General features: G+C 53.1%; 14 protein-coding genes. 6 read left to right on the top strand and 8 right to left on the bottom strand.

The features are described from left to right. Positions 1–290: 290 nt before the first annotated feature. Positions 291–812 carry a GNAT family N-acetyltransferase gene (locus tag ACFQI7_RS15870; protein WP_218097876.1) on the top strand — a complete coding sequence of 174 codons (522 nt, stop codon included), beginning with the start codon at positions 291–293 and terminating at the stop codon, positions 810–812. 113 nt (positions 813–925) lie between these two features. Here the strand turns inward: ACFQI7_RS15870 and ACFQI7_RS15865 are convergent, their stop codons facing one another. From ACFQI7_RS15865 to ACFQI7_RS15850, 4 genes are all read right to left on the bottom strand, one after another. Next, positions 926–1168: a zinc ribbon domain-containing protein gene (locus ACFQI7_RS15865; RefSeq protein ID WP_218097875.1), complete on the bottom strand. Its 243-nt coding sequence runs from the start codon at positions 1166–1168 to the stop codon at positions 926–928. A 51-nt stretch (positions 1169–1219) separates the two neighbouring features. After that, complete coding sequence (locus ACFQI7_RS15860) at positions 1220–2185, bottom strand: phospho-N-acetylmuramoyl-pentapeptide-transferase (RefSeq protein ID WP_377517080.1); 966 nt, start codon at positions 2183–2185, stop codon at positions 1220–1222. Between the two features lie 213 nt (positions 2186–2398). Then, on the bottom strand, positions 2399–2899 hold the full coding sequence (locus tag ACFQI7_RS15855; RefSeq protein ID WP_377517078.1) for a CBO0543 family protein: 501 nt from the start codon (positions 2897–2899) through the stop codon (positions 2399–2401). Between the two features lie 93 nt (positions 2900–2992). Then, positions 2993–3874, bottom strand: a complete 882-nt coding sequence (locus tag ACFQI7_RS15850; RefSeq protein WP_218097873.1) for a LysR family transcriptional regulator — start codon at positions 3872–3874, stop codon at positions 2993–2995. 110 nt (positions 3875–3984) lie between these two features. Here ACFQI7_RS15850 and ACFQI7_RS15845 point away from each other — a divergent pair, with 110 nt between their 5' ends. From ACFQI7_RS15845 to ACFQI7_RS15835, 3 genes are all read left to right on the top strand, one after another. After that, on the top strand, positions 3985–5262 hold the full coding sequence (locus tag ACFQI7_RS15845) for an adenylosuccinate synthase (protein ID WP_218097872.1): 1278 nt from the start codon (positions 3985–3987) through the stop codon (positions 5260–5262). A gap of 111 nt (positions 5263–5373) precedes the next feature. After that, a complete protein-coding gene (locus tag ACFQI7_RS15840; RefSeq protein WP_218097871.1) occupies positions 5374–6465 on the top strand; it encodes a DUF3900 domain-containing protein in 1092 nt (363 codons plus the stop codon). Positions 6466–6676: 211 nt separating this feature from the next. Further along, positions 6677–7909 carry a serpin family protein gene (locus ACFQI7_RS15835; RefSeq protein ID WP_218097870.1) on the top strand — a complete coding sequence of 411 codons (1233 nt, stop codon included), beginning with the start codon at positions 6677–6679 and terminating at the stop codon, positions 7907–7909. Positions 7910–8122: 213 nt separating this feature from the next. Here the strand turns inward: ACFQI7_RS15835 and ACFQI7_RS15830 are convergent, their stop codons facing one another. Together ACFQI7_RS15830 and ACFQI7_RS15825 are read right to left on the bottom strand one after the other, a co-directional pair. Then, complete coding sequence (locus tag ACFQI7_RS15830; RefSeq protein WP_218097869.1) at positions 8123–9844, bottom strand: hypothetical protein; 1722 nt, start codon at positions 9842–9844, stop codon at positions 8123–8125. Between the two features lie 24 nt (positions 9845–9868). Further along, on the bottom strand, positions 9869–11170 hold the full coding sequence (locus ACFQI7_RS15825) for an AAA family ATPase (RefSeq protein ID WP_218097974.1): 1302 nt from the start codon (positions 11168–11170) through the stop codon (positions 9869–9871). Between the two features lie 242 nt (positions 11171–11412). Between ACFQI7_RS15825 and ACFQI7_RS15820 the strand changes: the two genes are divergently transcribed. Next, entirely contained in the window at positions 11413–11895 is a 483-nt protein-coding gene (locus ACFQI7_RS15820) for a glutathione peroxidase (protein WP_218097868.1), read from the top strand. 53 nt (positions 11896–11948) lie between these two features. On the opposite strand, the gene ACFQI7_RS15815 is transcribed toward ACFQI7_RS15820, so the two are convergent. Next, entirely contained in the window at positions 11949–12458 is a 510-nt protein-coding gene (locus ACFQI7_RS15815) for an SRPBCC domain-containing protein (RefSeq protein ID WP_218097867.1), read from the bottom strand. Positions 12459–12472: 14 nt separating this feature from the next. Continuing rightward, a complete protein-coding gene (locus ACFQI7_RS15810; RefSeq protein ID WP_218097866.1) occupies positions 12473–12811 on the bottom strand; it encodes an ArsR/SmtB family transcription factor in 339 nt (112 codons plus the stop codon). Between the two features lie 422 nt (positions 12812–13233). Between ACFQI7_RS15810 and larE the strand changes: the two genes are divergently transcribed. Next, positions 13234–14091 (top strand): ATP-dependent sacrificial sulfur transferase LarE, encoded by an 858-nt coding sequence (larE, locus tag ACFQI7_RS15805; RefSeq protein ID WP_218097865.1) that lies wholly within the window; start codon positions 13234–13236, stop codon positions 14089–14091. The last annotated feature ends 14 nt before the right edge of the window (positions 14092–14105 follow it).

Genomic DNA, 14105 nt, shown 5'->3' with positions numbered 1-14105 from the left:
AGCATCCTATATATGTATATTTAGAAGAGAGGAAATCCATGAGGACGGTCGTATTCATGTGATTCTATTTTGTGTTGTGTTAACAGCGCTGCCATCGCAAATCTCGGCATGGCAATGTGCCGATAAGCCGGAGCCAATCGAGGCATTAAAGCAGTTTGATGTCGTATTTACCGGCATAGTGACCGGCATCCGGGAGCCGTATCGTCTAAACAAGGGATAATTTGCTGAAACAGGATAGGTGAAATATGGTATAATATGTGCTATTCATTCACCCAAATGGAGCGGATATCATGCAGATTCGAAAAGCGGCCTTATCGGATGCGGCGGCCATTGCTAAAGTTCACATCGACAGCTGGAAAACGACATACCGCGGCATCGTACCGGATGCTTACCTGGATACGCTGTCCTACGAAGACCGCAAAAAACGTTGGGAAGCCAATTTGAAGGCGGATCAGCATGTATTTGTTGCAGAAAATGAAGAAGGAGCGATCGTTGGCTTTGCAAGTGGAGGCAAGGAGCGTTCAGGGCATCCCTTGTATTCCGGTGAGTTGTACGCGCTCTACATCTTGCAAGCGTATCAACGGCAGGGGATTGGCAAAAAGCTTGTCCGGGAAATAATGAACGCCGTCTCTCAAAGAGGTTTTCAGTCGATGTTAATCTGGGTGCTGGAGGACAATCCGGCGAAATATTTTTACGAGTCGATGGGAGGCAAGGAAATAATGAAGCAGACTCTCGAAATCGGCGGGGCTCGATTGACGGAAATCGCATATGGCTGGGAACATCTTGCCATAGGAACGAAGCCGCAGGAATGAATTGCTGCTGAAGACAAGCATCGGCTGACGGTAATTAAAGCATGCCTATGAACGAGCCTGAGATAACCCGCTGGTTCAAATGAAAAAAGCCCATCAAAGTGGGCTTTTCGCAGTTATCCGAACAAAATATCGAGGACCGTCCCCAGTTGACCGCGTGACTTGCCTTCAAGAATGCTCGGGTTGTACACTTCAACGTACCCGCAGTTTTCGCAGGATACGAACAGAAAGTGATTGTGTTGAATGTCCAGCAGCTTGCTTAACCCGGTCCCGGTCATCGCAACTTCTTTGATCCGGCAACTGGTGCCGCGACACTTGGTGCATTTGAATTTCTCCTCTATCGCATCCTCAATTCTCATCGTCGTTCCTCCTTCATTGTTTATCAGTTTTTCTTATGTACTCTCTTTCTCCTAGGTCACCAATACATACCGCCACAACATATAACAGAGCAGCGCGCAAGCCCACGATACCGAGCCGAACACGAGGACGATCGTGTTTTCGCTCCACCCGTATTTTAACCGGAAATGGTAATGAATCGGCGCCATTTTAAAAATACGCAGCTTCGTTTTTTTGTAATACCATACCTGCAATATGACGGACAATTGTTCTGCAAAGTAGACGAAAAACAGAAGCGGCGCGAGAATTTCCACCTTTTCCATCACGCATAAAAAAGCAAGCGAGCCGCCGATGGCAAGAGACCCGGTGTCTCCCATAAACGCTTTGGCCGGATAAAGATTGTAGAACAACAGCCCAATGAGGCTTGCGATCATAGTGAGGCAAAATAACTGCACCTCCGGCTGCTCGGATATGGCAAAAAAGAACAAGTACGTGGGCAGCGACACGACGATGAGCAGTCCGTCCATCCCATCGGTGAAGTTGATGGCGTTGGCTGAGCCGACGATAAATAAGGCCGCTATCGAAAAATAGAGAAAGACCGGAAGGACAAGCTCCATGGTTGCGGTGACCGGGATGTTGGTGCTCAGTTCAAAATAGGAATAAAGCACATACAGCAGCACAGCGGTGAACAGGAACTGGAACAAAAGTTTTGTGCGGGCAGATATCCCCGACGGATTTTGAAACAGCGCTTTCTTCATGTCGTCGAGAAAACCGATCAAGCTGAACAGCAGGAATACGGCACCAAGATAGCCGGTTAACGGGGAAGTGTGTACGAGAAAGGGTGCAGCAATGCCGCAAAATAAAATAAGTCCGGCCATAAGCGGCGTTCCTCGTTTAGCCTGGTGATCGGATGGCAGCTCGGATAGGATGGGCTGCGTCAGCTTTAAGCTTTTCAATCCCCAGATCAGCAGGGGACAACATACGGCTGTAGCGGCAAAAGCAAATAACACGGAAAGCAGCACGGGATTCACGGTCGGCACCTCGACTCTCGAATAAGGATCGGATCACATCTCCATGCTTCATCTTTATACAGATTGTCCGTGGATAAAAGTGAAACTTTTCGCCTGCAGATTTCCTATTTTCCACCAACTGATAACGTATGCGGTTACACTCATTTACTTTTACAATATTGCGAGAAGTTGAGGAGGATGATGTTTACCGCCGGTTATGTTACGGTATGTCGACAAGAGCAGCTATGTCCAGATCGGTATTTTAAAAGTAATGATTAATAAAACGACCGCAACAAGCGAAAAAAGCAATGCTCTCTTTAGATTGGTATGGTGAGTTCGGAGGACATAAAACATTGCGAAATAAAACCCAATGGACCAATAAAAATTCCAGCCATGATGATAAGTTATGCGGCCGAAGCGAAACCACACAAATTCGATTACGGAATATCCGGCAATCCAACCTAAATAATAAACGAATTGCTTCGTTTTATGATTCGGAAAAAAGTGTAAGTATAGCATTGTTGTCGCAGGCAGGAGAACGAACAAATTAACCAATTCCGTGGTTTTATGGTTTAACAGAAAATCCGGATAAAACGCCCAGGTTAAATGGTTCTTACACAGAAGGTTATATAGCAAATCGCAAAAAGAAATAAAAAGTATCGTCTCATAGTACGTTTTCCATTTCTTAATTGCACCAGAAACGAGGGCAGCTAACACAAAAAGCACATTCGTAGCCAGTATCATTCGATGTAGACTCCTTGCCGTTGTTTATGTAACAAGTATAGCCATTTCAAATCGATTTTAACGAAATCGGGAATGAGGGAGCAGCACGGCTGTTTACGGAAGACGAGACATTAAACGCTGGGCGGCGGCGGAGACCGGTACGTCCTTCAGCGTAATGATGCCAATGCGCCGAGGAGGAATCGGTGCGTCGAGGCGCACCTCGAACAATTGTCCGCTGCGCAGCTCTTCACCGATAAAATCGGTGATGACACATGCGATGCCGAGCCCGATCCCGGCAAATTGCAGCAGCAAGTCCACGCTGCCCAGCTCAAATTCGGGACGAAGCACAACGCCACGGCTTTCGGCATAGCGGTCAAGATAGCGGCGGGTGCTGCTCCCTCGTTCCAGCATGATGAGCGGATATTCAAGCAGTTCTTGCAATGGGACGAGCCGGTCGGCGAGCCGTGCTTTATATTTCATGCCTGCTACAAAACCGTCTTGAATCGGCATGCCTTCACGAACGTGGATCTGCTTGTCCTCCGGCGGGAGATTGACGATGCCGAAGTCGATTTGGCCTTCTTTGAGCAGCGCCAACGTTTCTAGCGTAGTCCGGTTCGTAACCTGCAGCCGGATGGAGGGGAAATCGCGGTGAAACGACTCCAGGTGCGGCAGCAAGTAATGACGGCACAGCGTATCGCCGGCCCCGATCTTGACTTCCCCGGCCATCAGTTGGTGCATCTCGCCGATTTTTCGTTCACCTGTCTCCATAAAATGATAAGCCTGTTCGATATATTTGAACAAGATTTCGCCTTCCGCCGTCAGCTTGACGCCTTTGGACGAGCGGAAGAACAACTGGCCACCCAGTTTTTTTTCAAGCTGTTTGATCGAGTGGCTGACTGCAGGTTGGGTCAGAAACAGTTCCTCGGCGGCTTTGGAAATGCTCCCGATTTTGCCGACCATATAAAATACGCGGTACCATTCCATATTGGCGATCATAACATAAACTCCCTTTATGACGGATATAAGCATTATTCATTACATTTATGGTCTGTACATCCACTATAATACGGATGAAAGCAAATACTCAAGTAGAAGGCGGGATGAACATGAGTGTTACGGCCATTGTAGGCGCGAATTGGGGAGACGAGGGGAAAGGCAAAATCACCGATGCCCTGGCGGCTGAAGCGCATGTGGTAGTCCGTTACCAGGGCGGAAGCAATGCGGGGCATACGATCATTAACGATTACGGGAAATTTTCGCTGCATTTGCTGCCTTCCGGCGTATTTCATCCACATATTACAAATGTAATCGGACCCGGGGTGGCGCTTAACGTCTCGGAGTTGGTGGCGGAGCTGGACGCATTGGAGGCCAGAGGCGTGCCGAAGCCGAAGCTGCGCATTTCCGACCGGGTGCAGTTGGTGCTGCCCTTCCACATGCAGTTTGACCGGCTGGAGGAGGAACGTCTCGGCGCACGCAGTTTCGGTTCTACCCGCAAAGGGATTGCACCGTTTTATGCGGATAAGTACGCGAAGCTCGGCATCCAGGCGGGAGAGCTTGCGGACCCGGTTAGACTGAAGGAATGGATCGAGTCGGCGGTCTCGGCGAAAAATGTGCTGCTCACCCACCGGTACGGTGAAGCGCCTATTGAGACGGAAGCGCTGGTTGCGCAGCTGCTCAGCGAAGGGGAAAGGCTGCGGCCGTATTTATGCGATACGACCGAGATGCTCCATGAAGCGCTCGGTCGCAAGGAGCGGATTTTGGTCGAAGGCCAGTTGGGGGCGCTGCGTGATCCCGACCATGGCATCTATCCGTTCTCAACGTCTTCTTCGACGCTGGCCGGCTTTGCCGCCGTCGGAGCCGGGCTGCCGCCTTATTCGATCGACCGAATTGTCGCTGTGGTGAAAGCATATTCCAGCTGCGTCGGAACAGGCCCTTTCGTGACCGAATTGCTGGGGGAATCAGGCGACGAATTGCGCGCAAGGGGAGGCGATGCGGGCGAATACGGAGCGACGACCGGCCGGCCTCGGCGCGTGGGCTGGTTCGATGCGGTGGCGACCCGGTATGGCTGCCAAGTGCAGGGGGCGACGGAAGTGGCCTTGACGAATCTGGACGTACTCGGCTATTTGGATGAAATCCCGATTTGCATCGGCTATCGGATTGACGGCGTCGTGACGGAACGGTTCCCCGTGACGGTCAAGCTGGACCGGGCGGAGCCGGTGTATGCCACGCTTCCGGGCTGGAAGGAAGACCTATCGGGAGTACGCTCGTTCGCCGACTTGCCCGAGCAGGCTAAAGCGTATGTGCAGGCGATCGAGGAGCGGATCGGCGTACAGATTCGCACGATTTCCGTCGGGCCGAAACGCGATCAAATGTTCCGAAATTAAATCGATTCGGACATTTTTCTCTATGATCTTCAGCGGAAACTATAGTATACTGATAGTCGGTCTCTTCGAACGGAGACGGAAGTCAACGCTGGATCAAAGGGGACGCGCAGCATGAAATTCGATGTGGAATTCATCTCTTTTTTTGTCGTTCAAGTGGACGGGGAAGACGGACAGAGCGGAAAGCGCTCCAAGCATTACGTAACGATGGACGGATACGATTATGCGGAAAGCGAGCTGAGCGCGTTTTTGGACGGGGAGTTTGCCAAGACGGCGAAGCGCAAAGCCGAGCGCAATCCGAAGGCAGAGCAGGTGCCGACCAAAATCGGCATGTTCATGACCGAACCGGGCTACGATCTGGACTCGAATCCGAATTATAACTTGTTCGCAAGGCTGCGGACAGCCTCGACCATGGATCAATTTATGGGTCACGCCGACGAGCTGGTCACGACGTATATGGATGCGAGCGCGATTCGAGGCGGGGCGATGTTTGTCGTGCGTGCCAAGCTGAATCAATATTTCGACGAGCCGTTTTTGTTTGTGTTCAAATGCGACTTCGAGCAAAAAATCGCGCGAATTACCGACGAACGCAGCCTGCTGAACAAAGTGGAAATGGCGATTAACGCGAAAAATTTGAAATCGATCATGTACCCGCATATGCCGGAACCGGGCATGATGGAAGTGCGGGAGCTGAAAATTCATCAGTCGTCGCATGCCAATTATTTCGAGGACTTTCTCAAATATGTCGAGTATGAAAAATCGGTACCGGAGCTGATGAACGAGCAGGTGCTCGGCTTCGTGCAGCAGTACGTCGAGCAAGTATATGAGGATCAGCCGCAAGTAAAAGAGCGGGAGCTTGAAGAAATGGAGCTGTGGGCGCACAGCGACAAGCGCGAGCTTCAGGAGAAGTGGGAGCCGCAGCAGGTCGTCGAGGCGGCCTCGATCATGGTTGAACAGAAGCCGGATCTGGAGTTGAAGCTGAAGCTGGGTCACATGGCGGTCAAAGCGCTGCTCGCCGACTTCGGAGACCGTCTCCATATCGCGAAGCAGGGCGACCGTTACGTCGTCGTCATGGAAGGGGACTGGCTGCAGTTCGAGCGGGGTATTTCGCCGATCGAGCTGTTGGCGCCGGAGCCGCTGGACGTCCTGGTGGAGCGGCTGAAGCGGAAGATTATGGACGAAGAGCGGGAAGAAGTTTTTAGTTAAAAGTAATCAGCAGTCCTGCCGGTTGGTTACATTCGTCAGATGAAATGCACCCCTTTGATAGACATTGGAAAAACCTGCAGGTTCATCCGATGTATATCAAAGGGGTTATTTATATGATATGTGGAGGAGAATTGGAGCGATTCGGCAACATTCAAGTATTCATCCCCGTCTAGTAATGCGAAGGAACAATTCAAGGCAGGGGGGGATTCGAATGCGTGTAACACAGGCATGTGCCGGATTGGTTTTGGCGGCGCTTCTCGCTTCTTGCGGAAAGCCTTCCGACATCTCTTTGGACAAACGGGCTGAAGCCGCATCCGCGCTGGATGCGAGAATCGTAAAAGCGCAAAATGCTTTTGGGTTGTCTCTCCACCGTCAAATGGTGCTGGAGGACAAAGGAAGCAATGTATTCCTCTCGCCGACGAGCGTATCCATGGCACTGGCCATGACATACAACGGGAGCGCTGGGGATACGAAGCGAGTGATGGCCGCCACGTTAGGCTGGACGGGCATGTCGGCCGAGGAGGTCAATCAAGGCTATAAAACGGTGAAGGCATTGCTCGAGAAGACCGGAAAAGGGGTCGAGCTGAATGTCGCGAATTCCCTATGGGGGAGGAAAGGAAAGCCGTTCCACAAAGCGTTTCTGGAACTGAACCGCAGCTTCTACGACGCCAAGGTCACGGAGCTCGATTTCAACAATCCAAAGGCGCATGAAACGATCAACAGCTGGGTGGACAAACAAACGCGCAATAAAATACCGTCCATATTGAACAAACCATTAAATCCGGACGATGATTTGGTGCTCGTAAACGCCATCTACTTTAAGGGCCAATGGAAGGATGAATTTGCCCCATCCTCCACGAAAGAGGAGTCGTTTAAGCTTATCGATGGAACCGACAAAAAAGTCTCTATGATGTCCAGGACGGGAACATACGAATATTTGCAAGAGAAAGGGTTCCAAGCGATCCGTCTTCCGTACGGGGAAGGACAAATGAGTATGCTCGTCATCCTCCCGGATGAATCGTCTTCTTTATCCGCGCTGCACGATCTGTTGTGGTCGGATGCAACCCGCTGGCAGAAGCCGTTTGAGCGAAAGGTCGGGGAGATCCGTCTGCCGAGCTTTAAGCTGGAATATGGAAAGCCGCTGGATAAAGCGCTGCAGTCCATGGGCATGGGGCTTGCATATGACCCGGGCAAAGCGGATTTTTCCGGAATTGCTTCGGTCCCGCCAAACCTGTATGTAGGGCAGGTGATGCACAAAACGTTCCTGGAGGTTAACGAGAAAGGGACGGAAGCCGCCGCCGCCACATCGGTCACAATGAAGACAGCTTCGGCGGAAGTGCCCAAAGCCCCGTTCCTCATGAACGTGAATCGCCCCTTCTTCATGGCGATTGAGGACAGTCAGACGGGAGCGTGGCTGTTTGCCGGCTCGATCTACTCTCCTTGATGAAATAGAGTCCTCGAACCCACGTCCGGTCAAAAAAATCCGCATGCGAAAAGACGTTTTCATCCACATTTGGGTTGTGGTTGAAAGCGTCTTTTTCACAGAGCTATATACGAACGAATTGAATACGATTCGTTGGTTGCAGGGTTGCCGCATAGGATGCCTGACACGAACGTTGCTTGGATCATAGCAATCTTCGTACATTTTGCGCACCGGCTATTTGCGCGCCCGCTTGCCTTGTCCGACGACGTCGAGCAGCAGCTCGCCGTTCTCCTGCGTCTCCCACGTCGCGGCGAAGCGCACGTTGTGCGAGACGCCGAGGATGTCGTAGCGCTGGGCGAGATGCTGCCGCGCCGCGCCGATGATGAGCGAGTGCAGGCGCACCTGCTTCTCCGCTCCGAGCGCGGCGAGCTGTTCGCGCACCGGCGGCGAGATCGCGCCGACGCCGTCGGTGACCATGACGAAGTCGGCGTCATGGTAGCGGGGCTGCGCGGACACCAGCTCGATGCCCCGCCGGAGCGGGGCGTCGAAGTGCGTGCCGCCGCCGAAGGCGAGCTGCGACAAGGCGTAAAACGCGGGCCAATCGGGCTTCCGCCAGTAAAGCGGTCGCTCGATGAGCTCCCCGCTGGCGCCGAACAGGAGCAGCATGAAGTCGCGGCGTTCCAGCAGGCTGAACGCCGCGAACGTGGCCGTGAATAGCTGCGCGAGCCGGAGCTTGCCGCCGCGCATCGAGTAGGACGTATCGAGCATGCAGATGACGGGACCTTTGAACGGCTCCTCGGTCCACCCGGAGATGTTGTAGGTCAGCAGCTTGCGCTCCAGCCAGTTAACGAGGAAATAAGCCTCATAGTCTTCATCGGCGAGCAAGCTTGCTTCGGAGGGCAGCATGTGTGTAATGTCGCCGGAATACCGCAGATCGTCGTAGTTTTCAGGGACGCGCGGCGAGCGGGTCTTTCGGCGCATCGCTTTCAGATGCTGCACCTGCCGACCGACCTCCTGCACAAAGGCGACGAGCTCCGGATGCCGCTTCAGCTTCTCCAGCCACTCCATATAGTTCGCGAACTTCTGCCGGTGCAGCTTGCCGAGATCGCTGCCCCAGCGGCGGTTCGCGATTTGCTGGCTGGCCTGCAAGAGCTCGAACACATTCAGGCTCTCCGTGTCTTCCCGGCCGAGCGACTCTTTCAGCGAGCGGCTGAGCCAAGCGCCTAGCTGCTCCTCGAGCTGCCGGAACGTATCTTGCTCCCGGCGGGAGAGACGTTCCAGCTGCTTCTCGCGCTGCGCCAGCTCTGCCTCCGCTTTCTGCATCTTGTGCCGCAGCTTGTCGCGGCGCACGAAGTCGACGCGCATCTCCTCCTGCAGCGAGCGGATGCGGACCTTCAGCGCCGCAATTTCCGCCTCGGCGAGCGGCCGGCTGTCGAGCGCCGCCTGCTTCTCCTCCACATTGCGCTTGCCCTGCTGCAGCGTGTATCCGACGAGCTTCAGCTGCTCGATCTGCTTGTCCGACAGCCGTTCGCTCATTTGCGTTTGATCGTCGCCTTGCTGCTGCTGCCGGTCGTTCATGCCGATCGTGCGCAGCTGGCGCTCTTCCTGCTTGCGCCGCTTCACTTCCTCCTCGAAGCTGCTCGTCAGCCACATCAGCGCTTTGAGCGCCGTCTTGAATGATGCGTTTACTTCGCCTTCCGTTCGCGGATGAATCGTCCGGTAAAAGTATTGCTGCTGCAGCTGCGCCACCAGCCAGCGGTGAAACGGCGATTCCTCCGCGCCCCGGTCGATCTCGGGGCGCTTCAAATAAAAACACATGAAGAAATCGGCGAACAGCTCGAGCGTAAACCAAGATGTACGCGCTTTGGCCCCGCGAATCCACTCCTGAGCGGTCCGCGAAGAATGGACATAGCCGTCAAACACATAGCGGTCGATTCGCGCCGCACGGATGATCATGAGCTTTCACCTCGCCATCGACAATTACAGTGTGTAGTCATACTCCACGCCGGGGATTTCGCGATCGAACAGCGTGCGATACAAGCCCTGCAGCGTTTGTAAAATGCGCTCGCCTTGAATGCGCAAATGCGTATACTTTACCGCATATTGCGCCGTGTGCAGCAGCAAAAAATTGCGGTTGCGAATATACCCGGGCAAATCTTTCTCCCGCTGCAGCCAGAGGGTCAGCTTGCCGCGCAGTTCGCGCGCCGTTTCCTCCAGTTCCTGCCGGCACTCCTCCAAATTCGCTTTCGCCTTCTCCTGATCTTCCCTGCTCATCCGGCCGCCGACTTCCTTCTTGAACTGGAATGCATGCAATTCATCTTCTTTGCCCGCCCAGTGCTTGGCGATCCGGTCGTATTTGCGGATCGGCAGCTCGCGTTCCGTTTCCTGCCCGAGCGCCTCTTGAAACGCCTTCTGGAACAGCTCGTGCAGCGCGGATGCGTCTTCCGGGAAGTCCCAGAGCATGTGCGGGGTGAATACCGTGTCCCATACGTTGACTTCGCTGCGTCCGTTCAGCGCCGCCGACGTTTTCCAGACGCGTCCGATTTTACGCCAGCGGCGGTCGGAGAGTGCGAAATCTTTCGCTTCCATGTTCGTTTTCAACTGATAAAGCATGTAGATCAGCGTCTCCGGTATCGTCACTTGCATAGCCGCCGCCTCCACCGCTTCCGCGTCTTGCAGGGAGAGAAGCGCTGGGAGCGGCTCATCCGGCAGCTGAAACATCCGTTCGTAGCTTGACATATGCTTCAAGTAGCCCACTTCGTAGCGGATCAGGAACCGGTCGTATAATGCGGCTAACTGATCGTTTTCTTCGGGCAATTCATTGGATGCTGCCATCAGGAAGACCAGAGGAGCTTTTTGTTTTTCCCGGCCGTTGAAAAATACGCGCTCGTTCAGTATGGACAGCAATGAATTCAAAATCGCGCTGTTTGCCTTAAAAATTTCATCCAAAAAAGCAAAATCCGCTGCGGGCAAATAGCCGTCCGTCTGCCGTACGTACTGGTCCTGCTTGAGCTGCTGCAGCGAAACCGGACCGAACATTTCATCCGGCGTCGTAAACCGGGTCAGCAAGTAATCGAACCATCGGCCGCCGCCGAACAGCTGGGATACCGCGCGGGCCAGTTGCGATTTGGCCGTTCCCGGCGGTCCGACGAGCAAGGCGTTCTCGTGGCTCATCAGGCCGAGCAGCAGCAGCCGGATCAGCTCCTCCCGCTCAAGAAAGCGCGCCTCCAGCAGGCGGATCGCTTCCTCGATTTTGTGTTGAATGGACTGCATCTCGTTCATCGTCGTCATTGCCGCATTCCGTTTGCCTACACCTGGGCAATTGCCCGCAACCGACAATGCAATATCACATTGTAACGTTCGCGAACCGGCATGCGTACCTCCTTCGGCGAAAAATAAGTGGTATGAATATCGTTCCTATTGTAACAGACCTCCATTCTTTTCTCTAATGTACATGGATTTTAATTCCATCCGCATTCATGCTACAATGAGCATATATTCCAATAGGACAAGGGGAAATGAAGATGTCGATATATTCCTTTACTGTCACGACCATCGACGGGGAGCAGCAGTCGCTCGCCGATTACAAAGGGAAAGTGCTGCTGATCGTCAATACGGCAAGCGCTTGCGGGTTGACGCCGCACTATACAGGACTGCAGTCGCTGTATGAAACGTACAATGATCAAGGTTTCGCCGTTCTTGGATTTCCTTGTAATCAGTTTGCCGGGCAGGAGCCGGGGACGGAGCAGGAGATCAAACAGTTTTGCGAGCTGAATTACAACGTTACTTTCCCAATGTTTGCCAAGGTGGATGTAAAAGGGGATAACGCGCATCCGCTGTTCCGTTATTTGGTGGAGAGCGTACCTGAACCGTACCGGACGGGCGACATTGAGTGGAATTTCGTCAAATTCCTCATCAACAAGCAAGGCGAGGTAGTGAAACAATTCAGTGCGCGAACCGAACCGGCACAGCTGGAAGAGGATATTGCAGCCGAATTGAAAAAGTAACGAAACGTCAAAAAGCCGCCCGTTCAAAGACGGACGGCTTTGTTGGCAACAGCTTATTGCAGGGATTGCAAGTGCTCGTCGAGACGATCCCAAGTTTCGGAAATACCTTGTTCCATGCCCATATCCAAAACCGTTTTGAGTGCTTCGGGGGAAGCGTAGAGCGCCCGGTTGATCAGCTTTGTCTTGCCTTCATGCTCATCAAAGGTCAATGTAACGCGGGTGGAAGGCATGCTCTCGTTTTCATTGCCTTCGGCATCCGAAAAGTAGTCGACGTAGACGATCTTCTCTGGCGCGACGATTTCCTCGTAGACCCCTTTGCCCCAAGATTCCATGCCATAGAAATCGCCTTGGTTTTTGTCGACGCATTTCATGCAATAATGCCAGACGCCACCCGGACGAAAATCGACGTTACATACCGGTATCTCCCATCCGCGAGGTCCCCACCAATGCTTTAAATGCTCCGCCTCGGAAAATGCTTTGAATACGAGCTCGCGCGGGGCGTTGAACACGCGCTCCAGAACCAATACCGAACCTTCTACTTTCGTAATCATTTGATTAGCCATTTTAATTTTCCTCCTCATGGTTTACCCGTAGGTTTAATATCTTTTTGCCGCAGCTTTTGCAAGTAAAGATCGAGCGCATCGAGCCGCTCATCCCAGACGCCGCGGTACGTTTCAAGCCAAGCGTCCAATTGCTGAAACGGCTCCAGTCGAAGCTTATAGTTCCGGCGATTGGCTTCAGCGTGAACTTCGACCAATCCGGCGTCCAGCAGGACACGCAAATGCTTGGAAGCTTGCGGCTGGCGCAGCTGCAGCCGGTCGGCGATGTCGCCGACGGTGAGCGGGCCGTCGAGCAGCAGTTCCACAATGCGCAGCCGATGGGGTTCGGCCAGTGCGCTAAATGTCGTTATATCCATGTTGCTATGGTCCTTTCATGAAACGATTGCTTGCATGAGGGACGGGCGCGAAGGTATCCAAATTTCCGCTATACAGGCCACCTCGTTTCGTTTGTTTCGTGGAATCGTATCTGCATTCTTAATATACCCCATTAGGAATATTCCTGTCAAGGAATATTGCAGAAAAATTTTACAATGAAGGCCGACTTACGATGTTCGAATGCCTGCAGCGCTTGCTCACCGCGAATTTTGCCTGTCTCCGCAGCTTAATTCAATGAGTTCGACATACGAAGAAAGAACGCCGGATTTCCACGCGATTTGCCGCACCCTCTTTTTCTTCCGGTAAAAAGCGTCTATAATGATGTTGAAGGATATTGATAATCGATCTTGCAAACGTGTGCATACATAATAATGCGCGCGAGGGAGACGGGAGGCCAAATGCCATGATAACCATGGAGCAACAAATAGAGCAGAAGTATGAGCAGCTTGGCGACATTCTCCGTTCGATGGGGAAAGTGGTCGTCGCCTTTTCCGGCGGGGTGGACAGCGCGTTTTTGCTTAAAGCTGCGCTTGAATATTTGGGTAAGGACAATGTACTCGCCATTACGGCTGATTCGGAGACGTATCCGGAGCGCGAGAAGTACGAAGCGATCGAGCTGGCCAAGGAGATGGGCGCCCCGCATGAAGTAATTCATACGAGCGAACTGAACATTCCCGGTTATGCCGAGAATCCGACCAACCGCTGCTATTTTTGCAAAAACTCTTTGTTCGACCATCTGATTCCGATTGCAGCCGCCCGCGGCTACGAACACGTCGTATTCGGCGCGATCGCCGACGACTTGGGCGAACACCGTCCGGGACTGCAAGCGGCCCACGAACAGGGCGTAAGGGCGCCATTGCTCGAAGCCGGAATTAAAAAATCGGAAATCCGCCATCTGTCGCGTAAATTCGGATTGAAGACGTGGGATAAGCCGTCGTTCGCCTGCTTATCCTCGCGCATCCCATACGGGGAAATGATTACCGCTCAAAAACTGTCGATGATCGATCAGGCGGAAGATTTCCTCATCCAGCTCGGATTTCGCCAGGTGCGCGTCCGTCAGCACGATACGCTTGCAAGAATCGAAGTACCGGCGGCGGAACTGGCGGAGGTGCTCGCCGTTGCGGATACGGTGCATGCGAAGCTGAAAGAAATCGGGTACGCCTATGTCACGCTCGATCTCAAGGGTTACCGTTCCGGCAGTTTGAATGAAGTACTGTCCCCGGAACAGCAGTCGATCAAAGCGGTAGCGGGACTAAGCTAACATAGGAAGGAGCT

It is taken from the genome of Paenibacillus allorhizosphaerae (assembly GCF_042659105.1).
GTDB classification, from domain to species: Bacteria; Bacillota; Bacilli; order Paenibacillales; family NBRC-103111; genus Paenibacillus_G; species Paenibacillus_G allorhizosphaerae.
The sequence above is the reverse complement of the archived record's forward strand: the minus strand, read 5'-3'. Positions and strand labels throughout refer to the sequence as shown.